At 45.5% G+C, this 16,501-nt stretch carries 17 protein-coding genes; 10 read left to right on the forward strand and 7 right to left on the reverse strand.

What is annotated here, in order from left to right; translation table 11 throughout:
* The first annotated feature begins 269 nt into the window (after window positions 1-269).
* The 4 genes from DMB44_RS02450 to DMB44_RS02465 all read left to right on the forward strand — a co-directional run bounded on the left by DMB44_RS02450 (window position 270) and on the right by DMB44_RS02465 (window position 4,500).
* On the forward strand, window positions 270-1,322 hold the full coding sequence (locus tag DMB44_RS02450; RefSeq protein WP_110640661.1) for an archaeosine biosynthesis radical SAM protein RaSEA: 1,053 nt from the start codon (window positions 270-272) through the stop codon (window positions 1,320-1,322).
* A gap of 3 nt (window positions 1,323-1,325) precedes the next feature.
* Entirely contained in the window at window positions 1,326-2,798 is a 1,473-nt protein-coding gene (locus DMB44_RS02455; protein ID WP_110640449.1) for a DHH family phosphoesterase, read from the forward strand.
* Window positions 2,799-2,893: 95 nt separating this feature from the next.
* Window positions 2,894-3,868: a thiamine-phosphate kinase gene (locus tag DMB44_RS02460; protein WP_110640450.1), complete on the forward strand. Its 975-nt coding sequence runs from the start codon at window positions 2,894-2,896 to the stop codon at window positions 3,866-3,868.
* Window positions 3,868-4,500 (forward strand): diphthine--ammonia ligase, encoded by a 633-nt coding sequence (locus DMB44_RS02465; protein ID WP_110640451.1) that lies wholly within the window; start codon window positions 3,868-3,870, stop codon window positions 4,498-4,500. Before DMB44_RS02460 ends, DMB44_RS02465 begins: the two co-directional genes overlap by 1 nt.
* 77 nt (window positions 4,501-4,577) lie before the next feature.
* On the opposite strand, the gene DMB44_RS02470 is transcribed toward DMB44_RS02465, so the two are convergent.
* Both DMB44_RS02470 and purB read right to left on the reverse strand, forming a co-directional pair.
* Complete coding sequence (locus DMB44_RS02470; RefSeq protein WP_237265248.1) at window positions 4,578-5,171, reverse strand: hypothetical protein; 594 nt, start codon at window positions 5,169-5,171, stop codon at window positions 4,578-4,580.
* Complete coding sequence (gene purB, locus DMB44_RS02475) at window positions 5,152-6,519, reverse strand: adenylosuccinate lyase (protein ID WP_110640453.1); 1,368 nt, start codon at window positions 6,517-6,519, stop codon at window positions 5,152-5,154. Before purB ends, DMB44_RS02470 begins: the two co-directional genes overlap by 20 nt.
* A gap of 132 nt (window positions 6,520-6,651) precedes the next feature.
* Here purB and pdxS point away from each other — a divergent pair, with 132 nt between their 5' ends.
* Window positions 6,652-7,662, forward strand: a complete 1,011-nt coding sequence (gene pdxS / locus DMB44_RS02480) for a pyridoxal 5'-phosphate synthase lyase subunit PdxS (RefSeq protein WP_110640455.1) — start codon at window positions 6,652-6,654, stop codon at window positions 7,660-7,662.
* 43 nt (window positions 7,663-7,705) lie between these two features.
* Window positions 7,706-8,380 carry a TIGR00297 family protein gene (locus DMB44_RS02485; protein WP_255414301.1) on the forward strand — a complete coding sequence of 225 codons (675 nt, stop codon included), beginning with the start codon at window positions 7,706-7,708 and terminating at the stop codon, window positions 8,378-8,380.
* Between the two features lie 111 nt (window positions 8,381-8,491).
* Here the strand turns inward: DMB44_RS02485 and asnS are convergent, their stop codons facing one another.
* Window positions 8,492-9,781: an asparagine--tRNA ligase gene (gene asnS / locus DMB44_RS02490; protein WP_110640459.1), complete on the reverse strand. Its 1,290-nt coding sequence runs from the start codon at window positions 9,779-9,781 to the stop codon at window positions 8,492-8,494.
* A 178-nt stretch (window positions 9,782-9,959) separates the two neighbouring features.
* On the opposite strand from asnS, the gene DMB44_RS02495 reads away from it, so the two are divergent.
* The 3 genes from DMB44_RS02495 to DMB44_RS02505 all read left to right on the forward strand — a co-directional run bounded on the left by DMB44_RS02495 (window position 9,960) and on the right by DMB44_RS02505 (window position 12,426).
* Window positions 9,960-10,826: a hypothetical protein gene (locus tag DMB44_RS02495; protein ID WP_110640461.1), complete on the forward strand. Its 867-nt coding sequence runs from the start codon at window positions 9,960-9,962 to the stop codon at window positions 10,824-10,826.
* 210 nt (window positions 10,827-11,036) lie between these two features.
* On the forward strand, window positions 11,037-11,249 hold the full coding sequence (locus DMB44_RS02500; protein WP_110640463.1) for a 4Fe-4S binding protein: 213 nt from the start codon (window positions 11,037-11,039) through the stop codon (window positions 11,247-11,249).
* Window positions 11,236-12,426 (forward strand): digeranylgeranylglycerophospholipid reductase, encoded by a 1,191-nt coding sequence (locus DMB44_RS02505; RefSeq protein ID WP_110640465.1) that lies wholly within the window; start codon window positions 11,236-11,238, stop codon window positions 12,424-12,426. The genes DMB44_RS02500 and DMB44_RS02505 overlap by 14 nt, the downstream gene beginning before the upstream one ends.
* A gap of 133 nt (window positions 12,427-12,559) precedes the next feature.
* Here the strand turns inward: DMB44_RS02505 and DMB44_RS02510 are convergent, their stop codons facing one another.
* The 3 genes from DMB44_RS02510 to DMB44_RS02520 form a co-directional block, all read right to left on the reverse strand.
* Entirely contained in the window at window positions 12,560-13,930 is a 1,371-nt protein-coding gene (locus DMB44_RS02510; protein ID WP_110640467.1) for a signal recognition particle protein Srp54, read from the reverse strand.
* Between the two features lie 114 nt (window positions 13,931-14,044).
* The gene (locus tag DMB44_RS02515; RefSeq protein WP_110640469.1) at window positions 14,045-14,833 is read right to left on the reverse strand and encodes a biotin/lipoate A/B protein ligase family protein; all 789 of its coding nucleotides are present in this window, start codon (window positions 14,831-14,833) and stop codon (window positions 14,045-14,047) included.
* Window positions 14,833-15,093 (reverse strand): lipoate protein ligase C-terminal domain-containing protein, encoded by a 261-nt coding sequence (locus DMB44_RS02520; RefSeq protein ID WP_110640471.1) that lies wholly within the window; start codon window positions 15,091-15,093, stop codon window positions 14,833-14,835. Before DMB44_RS02520 ends, DMB44_RS02515 begins: the two co-directional genes overlap by 1 nt.
* A gap of 152 nt (window positions 15,094-15,245) precedes the next feature.
* Here DMB44_RS02520 and DMB44_RS02525 point away from each other — a divergent pair, with 152 nt between their 5' ends.
* Window positions 15,246-16,244, forward strand: a complete 999-nt coding sequence (locus DMB44_RS02525; protein WP_110640665.1) for a tyrosine--tRNA ligase — start codon at window positions 15,246-15,248, stop codon at window positions 16,242-16,244.
* Between the two features lies 1 nt (window position 16,245).
* Here DMB44_RS02525 and DMB44_RS02530 read toward each other — a convergent pair whose 3' ends face one another.
* The gene (locus tag DMB44_RS02530) at window positions 16,246-16,404 is read right to left on the reverse strand and encodes an AbrB/MazE/SpoVT family DNA-binding domain-containing protein (RefSeq protein ID WP_161952078.1); all 159 of its coding nucleotides are present in this window, start codon (window positions 16,402-16,404) and stop codon (window positions 16,246-16,248) included.
* Window positions 16,405-16,501 lie beyond the last annotated feature (97 nt).

Genomic DNA, 16,501 nt, shown 5'->3' on the forward strand with positions numbered 1-16,501 from the left:
TATCGCTATAACTACAGGCGTGAATTCGGATCTCATCGATCCTACTCAAATATTGTACATTTAGTTATCGTGGACGATACAAAATGTGGAAAGACAGTTTATAAATCACTCTATTGGGGAAGTCCGTGCATTGAATCGCCGAAGCATTTGAAAGTTACAGCTTCTCACAAATCCCTAAGCTCCATTTAAATGAAGTTATATGGTAGAAGTAATATATCGAAGTGGTGATACAGCAAAAGGGTTTTAATCAGGAAGGAATAAGCTTAAACATGGTCAATAAAGAACTTGCCCTTTTCATCAGATCGCTCATGCCTGACGGGAGGGCAGGTGGAGATCCTGATCGTCCGGTTTCTATGTGGAACGAACTGGACAGATTACGCGGATATCCTGAAAAGACAACGGTCGTTATCTTCAGAACGAGAGGGTGTTCCTGGTACCGGTTCTCATCTTGCAGCATGTGCGGTTATTTCAACGATACGCAGAATGTGACGGAGGAGAACCTATATCACCAGATAGATCATGTTGCATCCACACTGAATTCAGAGGTATTGAAGGTGTTCACCTCTGGCAGTTTCCTTGATCCTGTTGAGATACCCGATCAGGTTCGGTCTTATTTCTATGAAAAGGTTGGTTCCAGGGTCTCGAAGCTGCTTGTTGAATCCAGGACTGAATACATAAGGCCAGAACGGATGGAGGAATTGAAGAAGATAGGCATACCTGTGAGAATTGCCATAGGCTTGGAATCGGCTAACGACTATCTAATTGAAAATTCGATAAACAAAGGATCCAGCTTCAGGAAATATCTAGATGCAGCCCTGACCGCGAAGAAGTACGGCATGGAGATAAGGACGTACTTGCTATTCAAACCGCCGTTCATCTCGGAAAAAGCCGCAATTGCTGATGTGCTTGAGTCCATAAGAAAGGTCAGGGATATAACCACGGACGTTTCCATAAACCCGACCAACATACAAAAAAATACGCTTGTAGAATATCTTTGGAAGAATGGACTGTACAGACCGCCCAGGCTCTATTCCCTAGCCAGAGTTCTGATAGATGGCATGAAGATAGGACCTGAAGTGATATCGTATCCAACTGGAGGAAACAAGGAAAGGGGCGTTCACAACGATACATTCGATGATAAGCTTCTTGATCTGATCGTGGAGAGTTCTCTGAACCAGGATTTTACGGATCTTGAACGTTATATGGAATCGCTTGATCTTTCCAATTTCTGGGATATGATAGAGGCCGAGGACAGGGCGATGGTGCAGGTTGATTTTGAGAGGGTCATCCGGCAGGCTCTTTCAGCTGTTCCAGAGATATGATGTATGCTTATTGAGAAGTATCTTCACGATGAGAAGTATCGGCGGCTGTTTGGAATAGCTCGAGACGTCGCTAGCATAATAAGCGAGCAGAAGAGGGTTGTAATAGTATCGCATATCGATGCCGACGGATTATCATCCTCAGCTATTGCGAAGAGGACGCTTGAAAGATCTGGGATAGACACTGAAGTGGTATTTATAAAAAATGTGGATCCTGAAATTCTCAAGGATCTACCACCTGGTTTCAAATGGTTCGTTGATCTGGGTTCAGGATCAATGAAGATGATAAGGGATGCACAGATAGAATGCGCAATAACAGATCATCATCTACCAGATCAGTTTGACATAGATCCGGAGTTCAGGAGAGACCTCCTTGAATTTCTGGAACATTCAGACTTCGGATCTATATATCAGGTCAACCCGCATATGGTAGGGCTGAATGGTTCCTACGAGGTGAGTGGTTCTGGCGTGACCTTTCTCGTCTCCATGGCAATGTCCGATGAAAATGCGGATCTTGTTGTGCCCGCCATAGTGGGAGCTGTCGGAGACGTACAGGATGCCAACAGCGGAATTCTCGAGGGTTTGAACAGGATATTCATCAACCTTGGGGGCGATCTTGGCCTTGTGAGAATAGATCAGGATCTGAGATTTTTCGGTCGTGCGACAAGGCCTCTGTCCAAGTTTCTGGAACTGGGTTATGACAGGCTGCCTGGGATATCAAACCTCAGGGGTTCAGGATCCAGACTTCTAAAATATTTGAACATACCGATCAAGGATGGAGAAAGGTTCAGGGTCTACAACGATCTGAGCGAGGATGAAAAGAGGATGATCAGGACTGAGATATTCAAACGGCTGATCATCGGAGATATTGACGCATTCGATGAGGTCTTCGGAGAAACCTACGTCTTTCCGAGGGAAGATCCAAGGTCTCCAACCTACGATGCAAAGGAATTTGCTACTCTTTTGAACTCATGCGGAAGATATGGGGAGGGGATGATAGGTCTCAATGTTGCGGCAGGCGATCGTGGAGAGGATTACATGAGATCGATATCTCTGATGTCTTCTCACAGGCGAAATCTGGTCAATGGGTACAACCATATAATGGCAGAGGGCCTTAGATCACTCAAAAATATAGATTATTTCTATGCTGGAAAGGACATAAATGAGAACATCGTTGGAATAATAGCGAATATGATAATAGCGAGGAACCCTGAGACGAGGAGGCCGCTGATCACCATGGCGGATTCAGATCCTGGTACGGTCAAGGCAAGCGTCAGAGCAAACAAGGTATTCTTGAAGACTGGCGTGGATCTAGCCGAGCTTTTCAGGAGGGCTGCGATGGGGGTCGGCGGTGTCGGAGGAGGCCACGATCTGGCTGCAGGGGCAAATATACCTGCAGACAGGATAGATGATTTCCTAAGATTTGTGGATGCTGAGATCGGCAGAGCGGTATCTTCGATCGTTGAAAGTGGTCGCTGATAATTGACGATTAGTCCGGATAATACAATTTCAGAGATCTGCCGTTCATTCACATCCGATAATTGTAAAATACAGCAAGTCATAACCTGATCGAAATGAAGCTGAGGGATCTTGGCGAAAGATCGATCATATCAAGGCTGGCTTCAATCACGGGCCTCCCATATAAGGATGATTGTTCCTACATAGATGAGGGAGATCACTATATTCTCATCACAACCGACGTGATAAGAAAGGATACACATATACCAGACGGAACCGATCCGGAACTTGCAGGCCGTTTCATGGCGTCTATAAACCTCAGCGACATTGCGGCAATGGCCGGAGTCCCACAGTACTTCATGACGGCCTATTCTCTGAATCCTGACCTGGATATGGACTATGTTGAATCCATAGAGAGAGGCATGATGTCTGTTCTAAGAAAGTATTCAGTTGATTTCATCGGCGGAGATATGAAGGAGGGTGATGATCTGACGCTTACGGGGATAGCCATTGGAAGACAGACAAAGAAGCTCACGAGAAAGCGTTCGGATATAGCGAAGGGACAGATGGTAGGATACACAAACAGGATAGGCAGGGCGGCAAGCGGTTACATATTCTATAGGAGCGGTTATGACAGAAAGAGGGGTATATTCATGCTCCTTGGAGTTGAACCCAGGATAACCGAAGCCATCAAAATGAGTGAATATGGTGCAAAATTCATGATGGATCTCTCTGACGGCCTGTATTCATCTCTTGATCAGATGAAACAGGATTATGGTGTTGGATTTCGCATAGTCAGGGATGAGATCGTGTTTGATGAATCCGTAAGCAAGGCGTCGGAGATATCAGGTTCTGATGTCTATGATATATCTGCAAATTACGGTGGGGACTACGAGATACTGTTCACTGTGGATGAATCAGATTACAAGGATTTTCAGGCTGCAATGGATTCTGAGCATATAGAGGTCCACTTTATCGGAGAAACATGGGAGGGTGATAATATAATATTTGACGGAAGATCATGGCAGCGCATAGTGGGTAGAGGTTATGAGCATTTTTCTGAAAAACCGAAGCTAGGGAGGATAGAGTGATGAAGGTCATCGCGCTGCTATCAGGCGGCAAGGACTCGTTCTTGTCAGCATACATAGCGATGCAGCAGGGCCTGGATATAATAAAGGCCGTCATAGTGAGGCCGAAGGAATATTCATACATGTTCCATTTCCCAAATGTTGACATGGCTGGATCAGTCGCCGATCTGCTCGGTCTGGATTATGTCTATGTACTGGAAGATGAATTCAGGGATCGCATATTCCAGTTCGTCCGTGAAGGCGCAAGAGCGATAATTTCAGGAGCCATTGCCTCTGAATTCCAGAAGACAAGGCTTGAGAGAATTGCAACCGAAGCGTCCATAATCTCGTATTCACCGCTGTGGAGGATAGATCAGCACAGGGTGATAAGGGAAATTCTGGACGCAGGCATAAGGGCAATGATAGTGTCGGTGTCTGCAGATGGCTTCACGGATAGGGATCTTGGGATGGAGATTGATGAGTCATATGCAGAACACCTTGTATCTCTTGAAAGGAGATATGGTATAAATATAACGGGCGAAGGGGGAGAATATGAGACATTCGTATTCGGATTTGGTAAAAGGCAGCTCAGAGTGAATGGGCATAAGGTCTGGAAAGGATCTGGCGGTTACTTTATAATAGATAGTATATATTGACAGAGTGAGGATCATCTAATGCGTTTCTTCATTCGGCGGCATTTTCAGTAAAAACATCGCAGTTTACGATAACTGCATCATAGATCCAACGTTTTCTGTTTTCTGTCGTTATCCGGAATGGTGTATTTCTTCAAGTCAATAAGCTGGCCTATAAGCGCAGAAAGAAGATCAACCGTGGCATCATTTACGGTTTCCCTTGGTATCACAAGCATGTCCGTGTCCGGGATCATTATGCCGGACTCCGACAGCTTCTTTATCAGTTCCTTTCTGCGTTCCCATATAACGGTTTCGAAATTCATCGGCTTCTTTGTACCGCATCTTTCTATCTCTGTGAGGAATATGGGTCTCCTCAATATGCTGTGAAGCAGCTTGAGTGCGAGATCCCCATCCATCCTGTTCACAGATGTACGTATGGTATTTCCCGTGATCTCGTATATGCTGAGATCCTGCCTCTTCAAGACTGAATAGAGGGTAACGGGCTTTATTCGTCTTTCCCTGAGAATTCCAACATCCACCAGTGCCTTGAGATATCCAGAAAGCATTATGCGATGCATCTTGAAGTCATTGGCCTTCAGTACGCCTGCAATGCCTGATATGGATTGCTCTCCGTTTTGAAGAGTGTCCAGAATGACCTCCATTATACGTCTGTTCTCAGGAAGCTTGCTCTCCATCCACCATCCCGATCCTTTTTCTCGCTTTCTTCAATATCATATCGCATATGATGGGCGCCGATCCGATGAAGTTTGCAGGATCCATATTTTTATCCAGATCGGATCGGCTGACATATTTATCTATACCATTTTCTATGAGACTTTGCCTGAAGCTTATCCCTCTGCTTCTTGCGTACATGGCGGCTTTACGTACAAATTCATGAGCGTCCTGCCTGCCCATTCCATTTCTTGTGAGCAGGGTCACTACGCCTTCGGAATATATGCTATCATCGCTTTCAAGATTCCTCCTTATGTTATCCTCCTTCACCACAAGTGTTCTGAGCACGCCGTTCAGCCTATCTGTGGCGTAATCAATCAGTATGCTTGCATAGGGTATCACAAAACGTTCTGATGCGCTGTTCGTAAGATCCCTTTCATGCCATGTTACACCGGCCTCATACTCTGGTATTATCATGGATCTTATCAGGCGGGATAGGCTTGCTACATTTTCAGAATTTATGGGATTCACCTTACTGGGCATTGAACTGGAACCAACCTGCTTGTCGAAATCAAAATACTCCGATATCTCGTCTATCTCCGGTCTCTGTAGATTTCTTATCTCTGTCGCTATCTTTTCTAGCGTTACTGCTATACCGTTTATAACGGATAGGTATTCTATATATCGATCTCTGTTCACTATCTGTGTGGCGCCATCCTCAGCATAGATGCCAAGTATCTCCATGACCCTATTCTGGACGTCAAGCGCCTTTTCGCCAAGAGCCGCGCCAGTCCCTACCGGTCCGAGTATCTTTCCAGCAAATGCCCTTGTGGACATCTGATCCCAGCGATCCAGATGCCGGATCATCTCGGCCAGATAGACGGCGAACTTGAGTCCCAGAGTAATGGGTGATGCGTGCTGCCCATGGGTTCTTCCCATCATCGGCAGATCTCTGTATCTCTCCGCAAGTCCGATGAGCGTCTTGATGAACGATACAATGTTCGAACGGTAGAGTGAAGAAAAATCTCGCATCTGGAGTGCAGTGGCCGTGTCGTTGATATCGTTTGATGTCACGCCCAGATGCACATACCTCGATCCGTCGCCTGAATATTTTGATAGAACCTTCACCATGGCCATGACGTCGTGCTTAATCTCGTTCTCCACCTGCCTGACCTCTTCGATCCTCACAGATCCAGAATCCACAGCTTTCTGTATATTCTCATAGGCTTCAGCTGGTATGATGCCAAGCTCCGATTCGGCTCTTGCAATTGCAGCTTCAACGCTAAGCATATAACGGAGCCTGGTCTCCTCATCGAATATATCCTTGATCTGTTTTCTGCCATATCTGTATTCAATGGGCGAAACTACCATTGCTCAATAATACATATAATAGTTTAAAGATTTGTCATTGGACGGCGGCAGAGGGAAAATTGCTGAAATGTAAAGACTTATCCTATTTCCAGATCTCATTAACCTTTATATTTAACATGTCAATATCAACGTATGACACTTGATCTAACCAAGCTCCGTTTCGGCAGCGAACTGATCAAGAGAGGGTTCTCTGCCATGACGAAGGGTGGTGTAATAATGGATGTTACCACTGCCGAACAGGCAAAGATTGCAGAGGCTGCCGGTGCAGTGGCGGTTATGGCCCTGGAGCGCGTGCCTGCTGATATAAGGGCGGCGGGTGGAGTGGCCAGGATGGCTGACCCGCTGAAGATAAAGGAGATCATGGATGCGGTTTCAATTCCGGTGATGGCTAAGGTAAGGATCGGGCATATATCTGAGGCGTATGTGCTGGAGAAGATAGGCGTTGATATGCTTGATGAGAGTGAAGTCCTCACACCTGCCGATCCATTCTTTCATCTCTATAAGAAAAGCCTGACCGTCCCGGTTGTAGCTGGAGCTAGGAACCTTCCAGAAGCGGTTAGGAGGATATTTGAGGGTGCAGCAATGATAAGGACCAAGGGTGAGGCCGGGACGGGTAATATAATAGAGGCCGTGAGGCACATAAGGAAGGTAAACGAGGAGATAAGCATCCTCAAGAAGATGACCGATGAGGATCTGCGTTCTGTTGCTTCCAATATTTCGTCATCTTACTTCACGCTCAGAGACGAAGCCTCGAAGGATCTTATGGGATCAGAAGGGAAGCTGCCCTACGATTCGGTGTATGCAGGTCTGAGCAGGAGCAGGATTGAACGCGAAATTCTTGGAATCTTAAGGCAGATACGCAGACTTGGCAGACTGCCGGTTGTGAATTTTGCGGCAGGAGGAGTTGCGACACCAGCAGACGGCGCCCTGATGATGGAACTTGGAGCGGACGGCGTTTTCGTGGGCAGCGGCATATTCAAATCACCGAACCCAGAAAAGATGGCCAGGAGCATAGTAGAGGCCGTGGAAAACTATAGAGACTACGAAGCTGTGGAGAAGGCAAGCGAAGGGCTTCAGGGTATGCCGGGCGTGGACATAGAGTCCATACCCAAGGATATGAGGCTTCAGGAAAGGGGCTGGTAAAACGACCATAGAAACGATCCTCCTTACCCTTGCCATACTTGCGGTGCTCTTCGTGATCTCTTTGAAACTGAACGTTCTGGATCTCAAGGGTAGCTTGGCTGCTTTATTTATAGGAGCGATCGTTTCTTTCCTTGGTTCTATTTACTGGCTTATACTCATGCTGATATTCGTTGCCTCATCATTTCTGGCCACTAAGGCCTTCTTCAGAAGGAAGGTGAAGATGAAGGTTCAGGAGGGTCAGCATGGAGAGCGACGCATATCCAACGTCGCATACGCTGCCCTTGTAGGCATACTGATAACGCTGATATACGGTATCTATCCACATATGCAGAACTATTTCTTCGAATTATTCGCAATATCGTTCGCAGTCATAAATTCCGATACATTCGCGTCTGAGATAGGTGTGATAGATCAGAAGGTGTATATGATAACAAATTTCAGGAGGGTCAAACCCGGCGTCAATGGTGGCATATCGCTCACGGGCGAGATGGCCGCGATATTAGGGGGCTTGATCATAGCCATATCTTACTCCATCTTCGCATACCATGGAATAAATATGGCGAAGGTGGTGGAGGTGACCGGAGCGGGTTTTGTTGGCTGCCAGATAGACAGCCTACTTGGCGCTGTATTCGAAAATCGTGGAAAGCTGAACAAGGGGCAGGTCAACTTTCTGTCGTCCTTTTTAACCGTGGTGGCGAGCGCTGCCATGTTCGTCTGAATGGGATGCCGCAGAGAAGCATCACGATGAATAGGTCTCTGGCGAGGCAAGAATATGACCGTTGATCATTATTTTTAAGGCACGTCCCATCATGGGATTGAGATATCCATTTCAGGGTCTTGTCCTCCTTATCGTTCTCGGGTAGGGTATCGCTTCCCTTATGTTGTCAAGGTGCATTATCCACATGGCCAGTCTATCGAGGCCAAGGCCAAACCCTGAATGTGGAACGCTGCCGTACTTTCTCAGATCTATGTACCAGTAATAGGCCTTTTCGTCCAGATTTGCTTCCCTGATCCTCTGCATCATCTCGTCATAGTTCCAAATCCTCTGGCTCCCACCGATTATCTCTCCGTAGCCTTCTGGCGCAAGCATATCATGGTTCAGGACTTCGCCCGGATTCTCTGGATCCACGGGCATGTAGAAGGGTTTCAGTTCCTTGGGGTAGTTTGTCACAAATATTGGTCTGTCATATTTCATGGTTATCTGTCTCTCCTCGTCTGCACCAAGATCATCGCCGTATTTCAGTGCTAGGCCTATGGAATTTGCTGTCTTTATTATCTCGGAATACCTTATTCTGGGATATGGAGGTTTCATTCCTTTGAGCAGATCCGGATCTCTTCCAAGCATCCTAAGATCGTCCTCATTATCCTCAATTACCCTGCTTATTATGTAGTATATCATGCGTTCCTCGATATCCATCATCTCATTGTTATCGATCCAGGCGACCTCAGCCTCTGCATGCCAGTATTCCGTAAGATGCCTCCTTGTTCTGGATTTTTCAGCTCTGAAACTCGGTGCGATGGTGAAAACCTTCTCCAGGCTGTATATCATGGTCTCCAGATAGAACTGTGCACTCTGGTTCAGAAATATGGGTTCGCCGAAGAAGTCCACCTTGAAAAGGGTGGATCCGCCCTCCACGGCGGTCGATACCATAAACGGCGTCTGCACCTGGTAATAACCATTCTCATAGAAAAAATCAGCAAATGATCTGAATATGGTAGACCTTACCTTCAGGATGGATGTGAACTCCCTGCTCCTGAGCCATAGGTGTCTGTTATCAAGCAGAAATTCCTCGCCCTGATCCTTGGTTATCGGGAAAACATCGTTCTTCTGATAGATCCTGCAGGAATCCACCGCAAGCTCATATCCGGATGGTGATCTTCTATCCTCCTTGAGCGTTCCATGAAATTCAACGCTGCTCTCTATACCCAGAGATGCTATTGAATCATAGACATCTGGTTGGAGTTCATTCTTTCTAGCGGTGCACTGTATTATGCCGCTGGAATCCCTCACGACCACAAAGGTGACTCCCCCGCTGCTCCTGATTCTGTACACCCAACCTCTTATGGCAACCTTTGATCCAACGTAAGCTTTAGTGGAAACCTCAGCAATAGATAACATCCTCGGGTTATTTATCTTTAAGAAATAAATATTTACCTGTGTTTTTTGCATAAATTGTCCGCCAAGCGTCCTTTTCGATCATCATTGAATGGCTATCATACGGACAAAGCCGATATTTCTCATAACGGCAGAATCAGCATCGATAAATATATATTATACTGACGGAATAAAGTAAGGAATGGTAGAAGAATCACCTCTTAAGGATGTCAGATTCAAAATCCCCGCGGATCTTGACGCCAGGGTTAAGGAGAGCGGGAAAAGTTACAGGGACATTGTTTACGAATATTTCAACGGAACAGGTACGGATAATTCCATACCAGAATGGATATTTGAGCCAGAGAAGGTAAATAGGATATCGCTCTACGGCTATCTCAGGAATCTTGAGGTTAATGATTATAACCAGAAATTTGTGAGATATCTTTATCACCGGATTACAGAGAGGCTTGAGAAGAATCCTGTAGACGAGAAGCTGAACGATCTCAAGGAATTTGTCATACAGGATATGACCAATGATGAAAGCCCCTTTGAACTGGATCTTGTCAGGACTGCCATGAGGCCCATAATCGAGATCATCGACAGCATATATTCCGATACAGGTCTGGCCGGCGAGAGGAAAAAGATGGAGGCTGAGATACAGGATCTCAAGATCCAGAAGGATAGACTGTTGCAGGAGATCGATCAGGCGAAGCAGGAACTAGCCAATCTCGGAAATACAAAGGTGCAGATAGACCAGTCACTTGCCGACATGCAGAGGCAGATGGACGACATACAGAATGGCATAGATGAGAGGATAAAGCAGATATATGCTGAAAATGAGAGCATGAAGAAGACACTCGAGGACTACGACAAGGTAAGGAGCGATCTGGCAAACGCAATGTCAACCATATCACAGATGAAGGATCTTATACTTCAGAGGGATGCAGAGATAAAGAAACTCAAGGATAATTATAATGATATATTCAAAAAATACGACACATTGATAAATAAAATGACAAGAAAGGAATTTGAAAAGATCAACGCAAGACCACTCCCATCCAAAGAATAAATATTATTTTTTTCATAATGATTTCGCATATGATACTACAACTCATGCGTATTTTTCATCAATAAACCAAATTGATGTTCTGAAATTGCCCATTATATATGGTCAGCAAAATATGTATTTGTTTGTATCGCATTCTGGATTTTGATCAGAAGCATTAACAAAAATCAAATATACAGGCAACCGTTTTAACTTTAATTCTAGGTGTATTTGATGGTGGAGCTGAAAGTTAAGACGGAGATGGATGTTGACAGAAACCTCTGCAACTATTGCGGAGCTTGCGTAGGAATGTGTCCTACTGATGCCATTTGGCTCGATGAAACGGTGATAAAGATTCACGAGGAGAAATGCATTGAATGTGGCTTCTGCATAGTTGGATGCCCGACTGGTGCGATTACCGCGGAGTGGTTCAATGGAAACCTATGATGTTCTTGTGGTCGGTGGTGGCCCAGGAGGAAGCACAGCCGCCAGATATGCCGCAAAGTACGGTCTCAGGACGCTGATGATAGAGAAGAGGCCAGAGATCGGATCGCCCGTTAGGTGCGGTGAGGGACTTTCCAAGGGTATACTGAATGAAGCGGATATCAAAGCTGATAGATCATTCATAGCGAATGAGGTTAAGGGTGCCAGAATATACGGTCCATCGGAGAAGAGGCCGATAGTGCTTCAGAGCGAGAAGGCAGGGAATGAAGTTGGATACGTTCTCGAGAGAGACAAGTTCGACAAGCATCTTGCAGCACTGGCAGCCAAAGCAGGTGCGGACGTATGGGTGAAGTCCCCAGCTCTTGGCGTTATCAAGGAGAACGGAAAGGTTGCAGGAGCAAAGATACGCCACAACAACGAGATCGTTGAAGTCAGGGCCAAGATGGTGATAGCTGCAGATGGCTTCGAAAGCGAGTTCGGAAGATGGGCCGGTCTTAAGAGCGTTATACTGGCGAGGAACGACATAATTTCCGCACTGCAGTACAGAATGATAAACGTTGATGTGGATCCGGACTATACCGATTTCTACCTTGGTTCCATAGCGCCAGCCGGATACATATGGGTATTTCCAAAGGGAGAGGGAATGGCAAACGTTGGCATCGGTTCATCCATAAACATGATCCACAACAGATTCGAACTGAAGAATTATCTGGACAGATTCATAGAGAACCATCCTGGCCTGAAGAAGGGGCAGGACATACAGCTTGTCACGGGCGGCGTCTCTGTCTCAAAGGTTAAGATGCCAATAACCATGCCCGGCCTGATGCTGGTGGGAGATGCGGCCAGACTGATAGACCCCATAACCGGCGGAGGAATAGCGAATGCCATAGTATCCGGAATGTATGCTGCCCAGATAACAAAGGAGGCCATCGAAAGCAACGATTACTCCCCACAGATGATGCAGAAATACGAAAAACTGGTCAAGGAACGCTTCGAAAGGAAGCATCTCAGAAACTGGGTGGCAAAGGAGAAGCTTGCTATGCTATCAGATGATACGCTGGACAAGCTCGTGGATATAGTGTCAGAACAGGTACTAACCACGATATCTGTAGAGGCAATATTGAAGGCAATCGCTGAAAAATACCCCGAGGTCGTCAAGGAACTTGAAGACCTCATCTGATCTTTTTATTGAAAAAGTTCAGTCAATTCGAGAATTTTTCTTGCTAATAAATCAGCGAAAAACTGGATGTGCCTGTGGTGATATCACAGCTCAAAGGAACGAATAAAGATTAAATTTTTTCAACGAAGCGTGTTCATTCCTTTATTCCGAGATCCTCCAGGCCGAAATTCCCGGATCTGAAATTGGACTGCAGCATCTTCTTCAGGCCGCGGTTGCCCTTCATCATCTTCATATTGTTCTTCATGGCTCTGAATTCCTTCAGCAGCATCCTTACGTCTTCCTCCTTCACTCCGGCCCCTCTGGCAATCCTCGTTATCCTCTTAGCATTTATTATGTCAGGATTTTCCAATTCCTGGAACGTCATTGAGTCCATTATTATCCTGTAAAGCTTTAGTTTGTCCTCAGCGCTCTGGATCCTGGTTTCATCTATCTTCTGTGATCCGGGTATTCTCGCTAGTGGAAGGGCATCCACAAGTTTTTTCATAAGCCCAGGCTTGGAGAACTTTTCCCAGACATCGTACATGTCCTTGAGGTTGAATTTACCGGTCATCAGCTTCTCGAAGGATTCCTGAGCCTCCTCCTCCGTTATTTCCGCTTCCTTTACGGTCTCAAAGAGCGATTCAAGATCTCCGAGACCGAGCAACCTCGATAGGAATTTCTTCGGGTCGAACACCTCGAGGTCATCCATATGTTCGCCTGTACCTATGAAGTATATTGGAACATGTATCTCTGCAACTGCGCTCAGCGCCCCACCACCCTTTGCGGTACCATCCATCTTTGTTATCACTATGCCAGTGACGCCAACGGCCTCATTGAATGCCTTCGCCTCTGGTCCCGCTTGCTGCCCCATTGTGGCATCTATTATCATCAGCACTTCATCAGGATTTATTGCGGCCTTTATCCTCTTGATCTCATCGAACAGCTCCTCATCCATGGAGTCTCTTCCGCTGGTATCTATTATCTTTACAGCCACGTCCTTCAGATATTCGAGTCCGTGCTTGATCAATTTTACCGGATCCTTCTCGTTCTGATCTCCATAGAATTTAGCATTGACCTCAGAGGCGATCTGCTTCAACTGATCGTATGCCGCATACCTGTGTACGTCGGCGGCTATAAGTCCTGAGTTAAGCCCCTTCTTTGCAAAAAATCTTGCCAGCTTTCCGGCGGTTGTTGTTTTTCCGTTTCCGTATAGACCAACAAGCATTATGGTCTGAGGCTTGAGCTTCACATTTGATGGTTCTCCAAGTATCTTCAGCAGCTCTTCATATATTATGCGAACCATATAGTCCTGATGGGCCATTCCTGAGGGTGGTTTTTCTTCGAGAGCCCTTCTCTCAAGTTCTCTTGTAACCTGTAACACGGTTTTAACGTTGACGTCGGCCTTCAACAGCACACGCTGCAGATCCTTTGATATCTCCTTAACGGTTTCCTTGTCGATATAGCTCGATCCGGTGATCTTTCTTATGGTCTCACGCAGCGAGGCTGAAAAGCTTTCAAGAACCATACACATCTATATTGATTTTTAAATATTTAAGTTATCCATCTCGAGAAAATGATTTGATTTTGAATTATTCATTTCAGGACTCTGGTAGATAAGGCCTGAAACACCATGGATCATTCAGACGATCTCCTTTCTCACCAGACCCATGTTCCATTCCTCAGTGCTATACTTTCTGTCGAACAGTTCTTCCGCCATGTTTTCTTCTTTCTCCGTTAGGGTCGACTCCCTGAAATCTATATGCAGCGTATCGGAGAAACCCTTTATGAGAGCATTTCTGACATCCTCAATTGAAACGTTTACGAAATCCGATACATTTGCCACCCTTTCCCTTGTACTCTTTGCGATCTTGTCCCTGAACTTCTCATCCGGAACCTTGAGAACTGCGGAAAGCATGTCGAGATCAGTTCTGACCAGCATGGCAGCATGCCAGAGTTTGGCGCCCTTTCTCATCGCGCCTGCAGCCCCCATTATCTTCTTCTCGCCTGCCATTATGTCTGTCTTCTTATTCACCGGGATGGAAACATCATTAAGCTCTCCTGGCCTTGCATCCAGACCCAGAATCCTGAGAGAATTTACCACAGCATCATTCATTGTTCTGAACATTGAGGTTATGTCCATATCATCGCTCGATCTGACAACTGAGAAGTTAAGATCACCCAGATCATGGTACACAGCTCCCCCGCCGGTGTATCGTCTTGCAAGCATTATACCGTGCTTTTTCATATAGTCAAGATCGACTTCTTCCTCTGCTACTTGGAAGTACCCTATGATTACCGATCTATCGTGCTGATAGAACCTCAGAATAGGCTTATCGCCATACTGAAAGCTCCTGTATATTGCCTCATCATACGCAAGGCTCATGCGGGTGTTTCCAGGAGTTTCTACAAACAATAGTCTTCCTTCCATCAGATCACCGTTAAAGCCTTTACGAAATCTTCCGGATCAACGCCGGGAGTTGTTATCCCGCGCTGGTAAAACTTTTTGACTATCTCAGCAACGCTGTTGACATCGGATCCCTTCAGCATATCTTCAAGATCGTTAATGGAATTCTCTGGAAACATGAAAAAATCGCCAGAGATGTGGATGTCCTTTATCGTATTTCCCTCAAGATCAAGCGTAACCCTTATGAGCCCTTTTTTAGCTTTCCAGTTCCTAGTGTATCTCATATCATGGAGTTAATTCAGTGCAGTTTATTATGGTTTCGAAAATATTGATAATACAGTTTCTATGGACTATTTTGCTAAGTATTGTTCGTTTTGCGGCCTTGGCATGTGCGCGAATGTAACATTTATTAATGGAACCAGCGATAACCAGCACGATGCAGTTAGTCGAAAAACTTTACAAGAATACCAGAGAGATCGTGACCAGGGAAGATGCAGAGAAGTTGGTTAATACAGATAATGTCAGATCATATATTGGGATAGAGCCTTCGGGTATACCCCATATAGCAACGGCTGTTATGTGGCCAAGGAAGCTTGCAGAACTGCAGCATGATATGAAGATAACTGTATTGCTTGCCGACTGGCATGCGATGATAAATAACAAGCTTCACGGCGATCTGGATCTGATAAGAAAAGGGGGTGAAGTGCTCAAGAAAGCTTTCAGATCTGAAGGTCTGACCGATGCCGATTATATATGGGCTTCAGATCTTGTTGATTCTTCCGATTACTGGCAGATGTTCATAAATACAGCCAAGAAGAGTACACTTAAGAGGGTGATAAGGGCGCTTCCCATAATGGGCAGGACTGAGACGGATGCCGAGAAGGACTTCAGTATGTACCTGTATCCGATTATGCAGGTCACAGATATTTTTTATCTTGATGTTGACGTGGCTTTCGGTGGTATGGATCAGAGGCATGCCCACATGCTTGCCAGGGATATAGCTGAGAAGATGAAGAGAAAGAAGGTCGTCTCCGTTCATGGCTTTCTGCTGAGCAGCCTGAAGGGTAACAGTAGAATGGACAATTTCGTAAAGATGTCGAAGAGCGACCCGAATTCCGCCATACTGGTGACCGATGATCGTGCGGATATAGAGAGGAAGATAAATGCTGCTTACTGCCCCCCAGGACAGGTGGATGGGAATCCAGTTGCTGAGATAATGAAGTACATCGTTATCCCGTACTACGATAAGGAGATCGTGATATTAGGAAAAGAAGGCAAGATCACTATTGACAATGCAGAGATATTTGATCAGGCATATGTGAAGGGGGAGATACAGCCTTCTGAATTGAAGAATACAGTTAGCACTATACTTGACGAGATGATCGATCCTGCAAGGAGATCATTAGAAGGCATAGATATCTCAGAATTTCAGTGATTCATTCTATTTTCTCTATTGTGACTTTGCCGTCATCCTCGAAAAAACCAATTATATCCTCTGGCTTGATGTCCAGTTTCTGGATCACCTTCTTCGGTATGGTTATGCGCAGAGACGAACCCCTGCTGGAAACATGCGATACATCGAGTAACTTTTTCACTGCGATTAGATATTCAAGTCTTAATATTAAGATTTTTTCATTTTTAAAAACATATAACATTTGAAAAATGTATTATTATGGCCTAAATACGATTAAT

It is taken from the genome of Thermoplasma sp. Kam2015 (assembly GCF_003205235.1).
Classification (GTDB): Archaea; Thermoplasmatota; Thermoplasmata; order Thermoplasmatales; family Thermoplasmataceae; genus Thermoplasma.

Coding starts and splice junctions, on each gene's coding strand:
- DMB44_RS02470 (WP_237265248.1), bottom strand. CDS start 5,171: ATGGAGAGCAAGCTTCCTGAGAACAGACGTATAATGGAGGTCATTCTG.
- asnS (WP_110640459.1), bottom strand. CDS start 9,781: ATGTTATCTATTGCTGAGGTTTCCACTAAAGCTTACGTTGGATCAAAG.
- pdxS (WP_110640455.1), top strand. CDS start 6,652: ATGACACTTGATCTAACCAAGCTCCGTTTCGGCAGCGAACTGATCAAG.
- DMB44_RS02505 (WP_110640465.1), top strand. CDS start 11,236: ATGGAAACCTATGATGTTCTTGTGGTCGGTGGTGGCCCAGGAGGAAGC.
- DMB44_RS02525 (WP_110640665.1), top strand. CDS start 15,246: ATGCAGTTAGTCGAAAAACTTTACAAGAATACCAGAGAGATCGTGACC.
- DMB44_RS02510 (WP_110640467.1), bottom strand. CDS start 13,930: ATGGTTCTTGAAAGCTTTTCAGCCTCGCTGCGTGAGACCATAAGAAAG.
- DMB44_RS02450 (WP_110640661.1), top strand. CDS start 270: ATGGTCAATAAAGAACTTGCCCTTTTCATCAGATCGCTCATGCCTGAC.
- purB (WP_110640453.1), bottom strand. CDS start 6,519: ATGGTAGTTTCGCCCATTGAATACAGATATGGCAGAAAACAGATCAAG.
- DMB44_RS02520 (WP_110640471.1), bottom strand. CDS start 15,093: ATGAGATACACTAGGAACTGGAAAGCTAAAAAAGGGCTCATAAGGGTT.
- DMB44_RS02500 (WP_110640463.1), top strand. CDS start 11,037: ATGGTGGAGCTGAAAGTTAAGACGGAGATGGATGTTGACAGAAACCTC.
- DMB44_RS02455 (WP_110640449.1), top strand. CDS start 1,326: ATGCTTATTGAGAAGTATCTTCACGATGAGAAGTATCGGCGGCTGTTT.
- DMB44_RS02465 (WP_110640451.1), top strand. CDS start 3,868: ATGAAGGTCATCGCGCTGCTATCAGGCGGCAAGGACTCGTTCTTGTCA.
- DMB44_RS02495 (WP_110640461.1), top strand. CDS start 9,960: ATGGTAGAAGAATCACCTCTTAAGGATGTCAGATTCAAAATCCCCGCG.
- DMB44_RS02515 (WP_110640469.1), bottom strand. CDS start 14,833: ATGGAAGGAAGACTATTGTTTGTAGAAACTCCTGGAAACACCCGCATG.
- DMB44_RS02460 (WP_110640450.1), top strand. CDS start 2,894: ATGAAGCTGAGGGATCTTGGCGAAAGATCGATCATATCAAGGCTGGCT.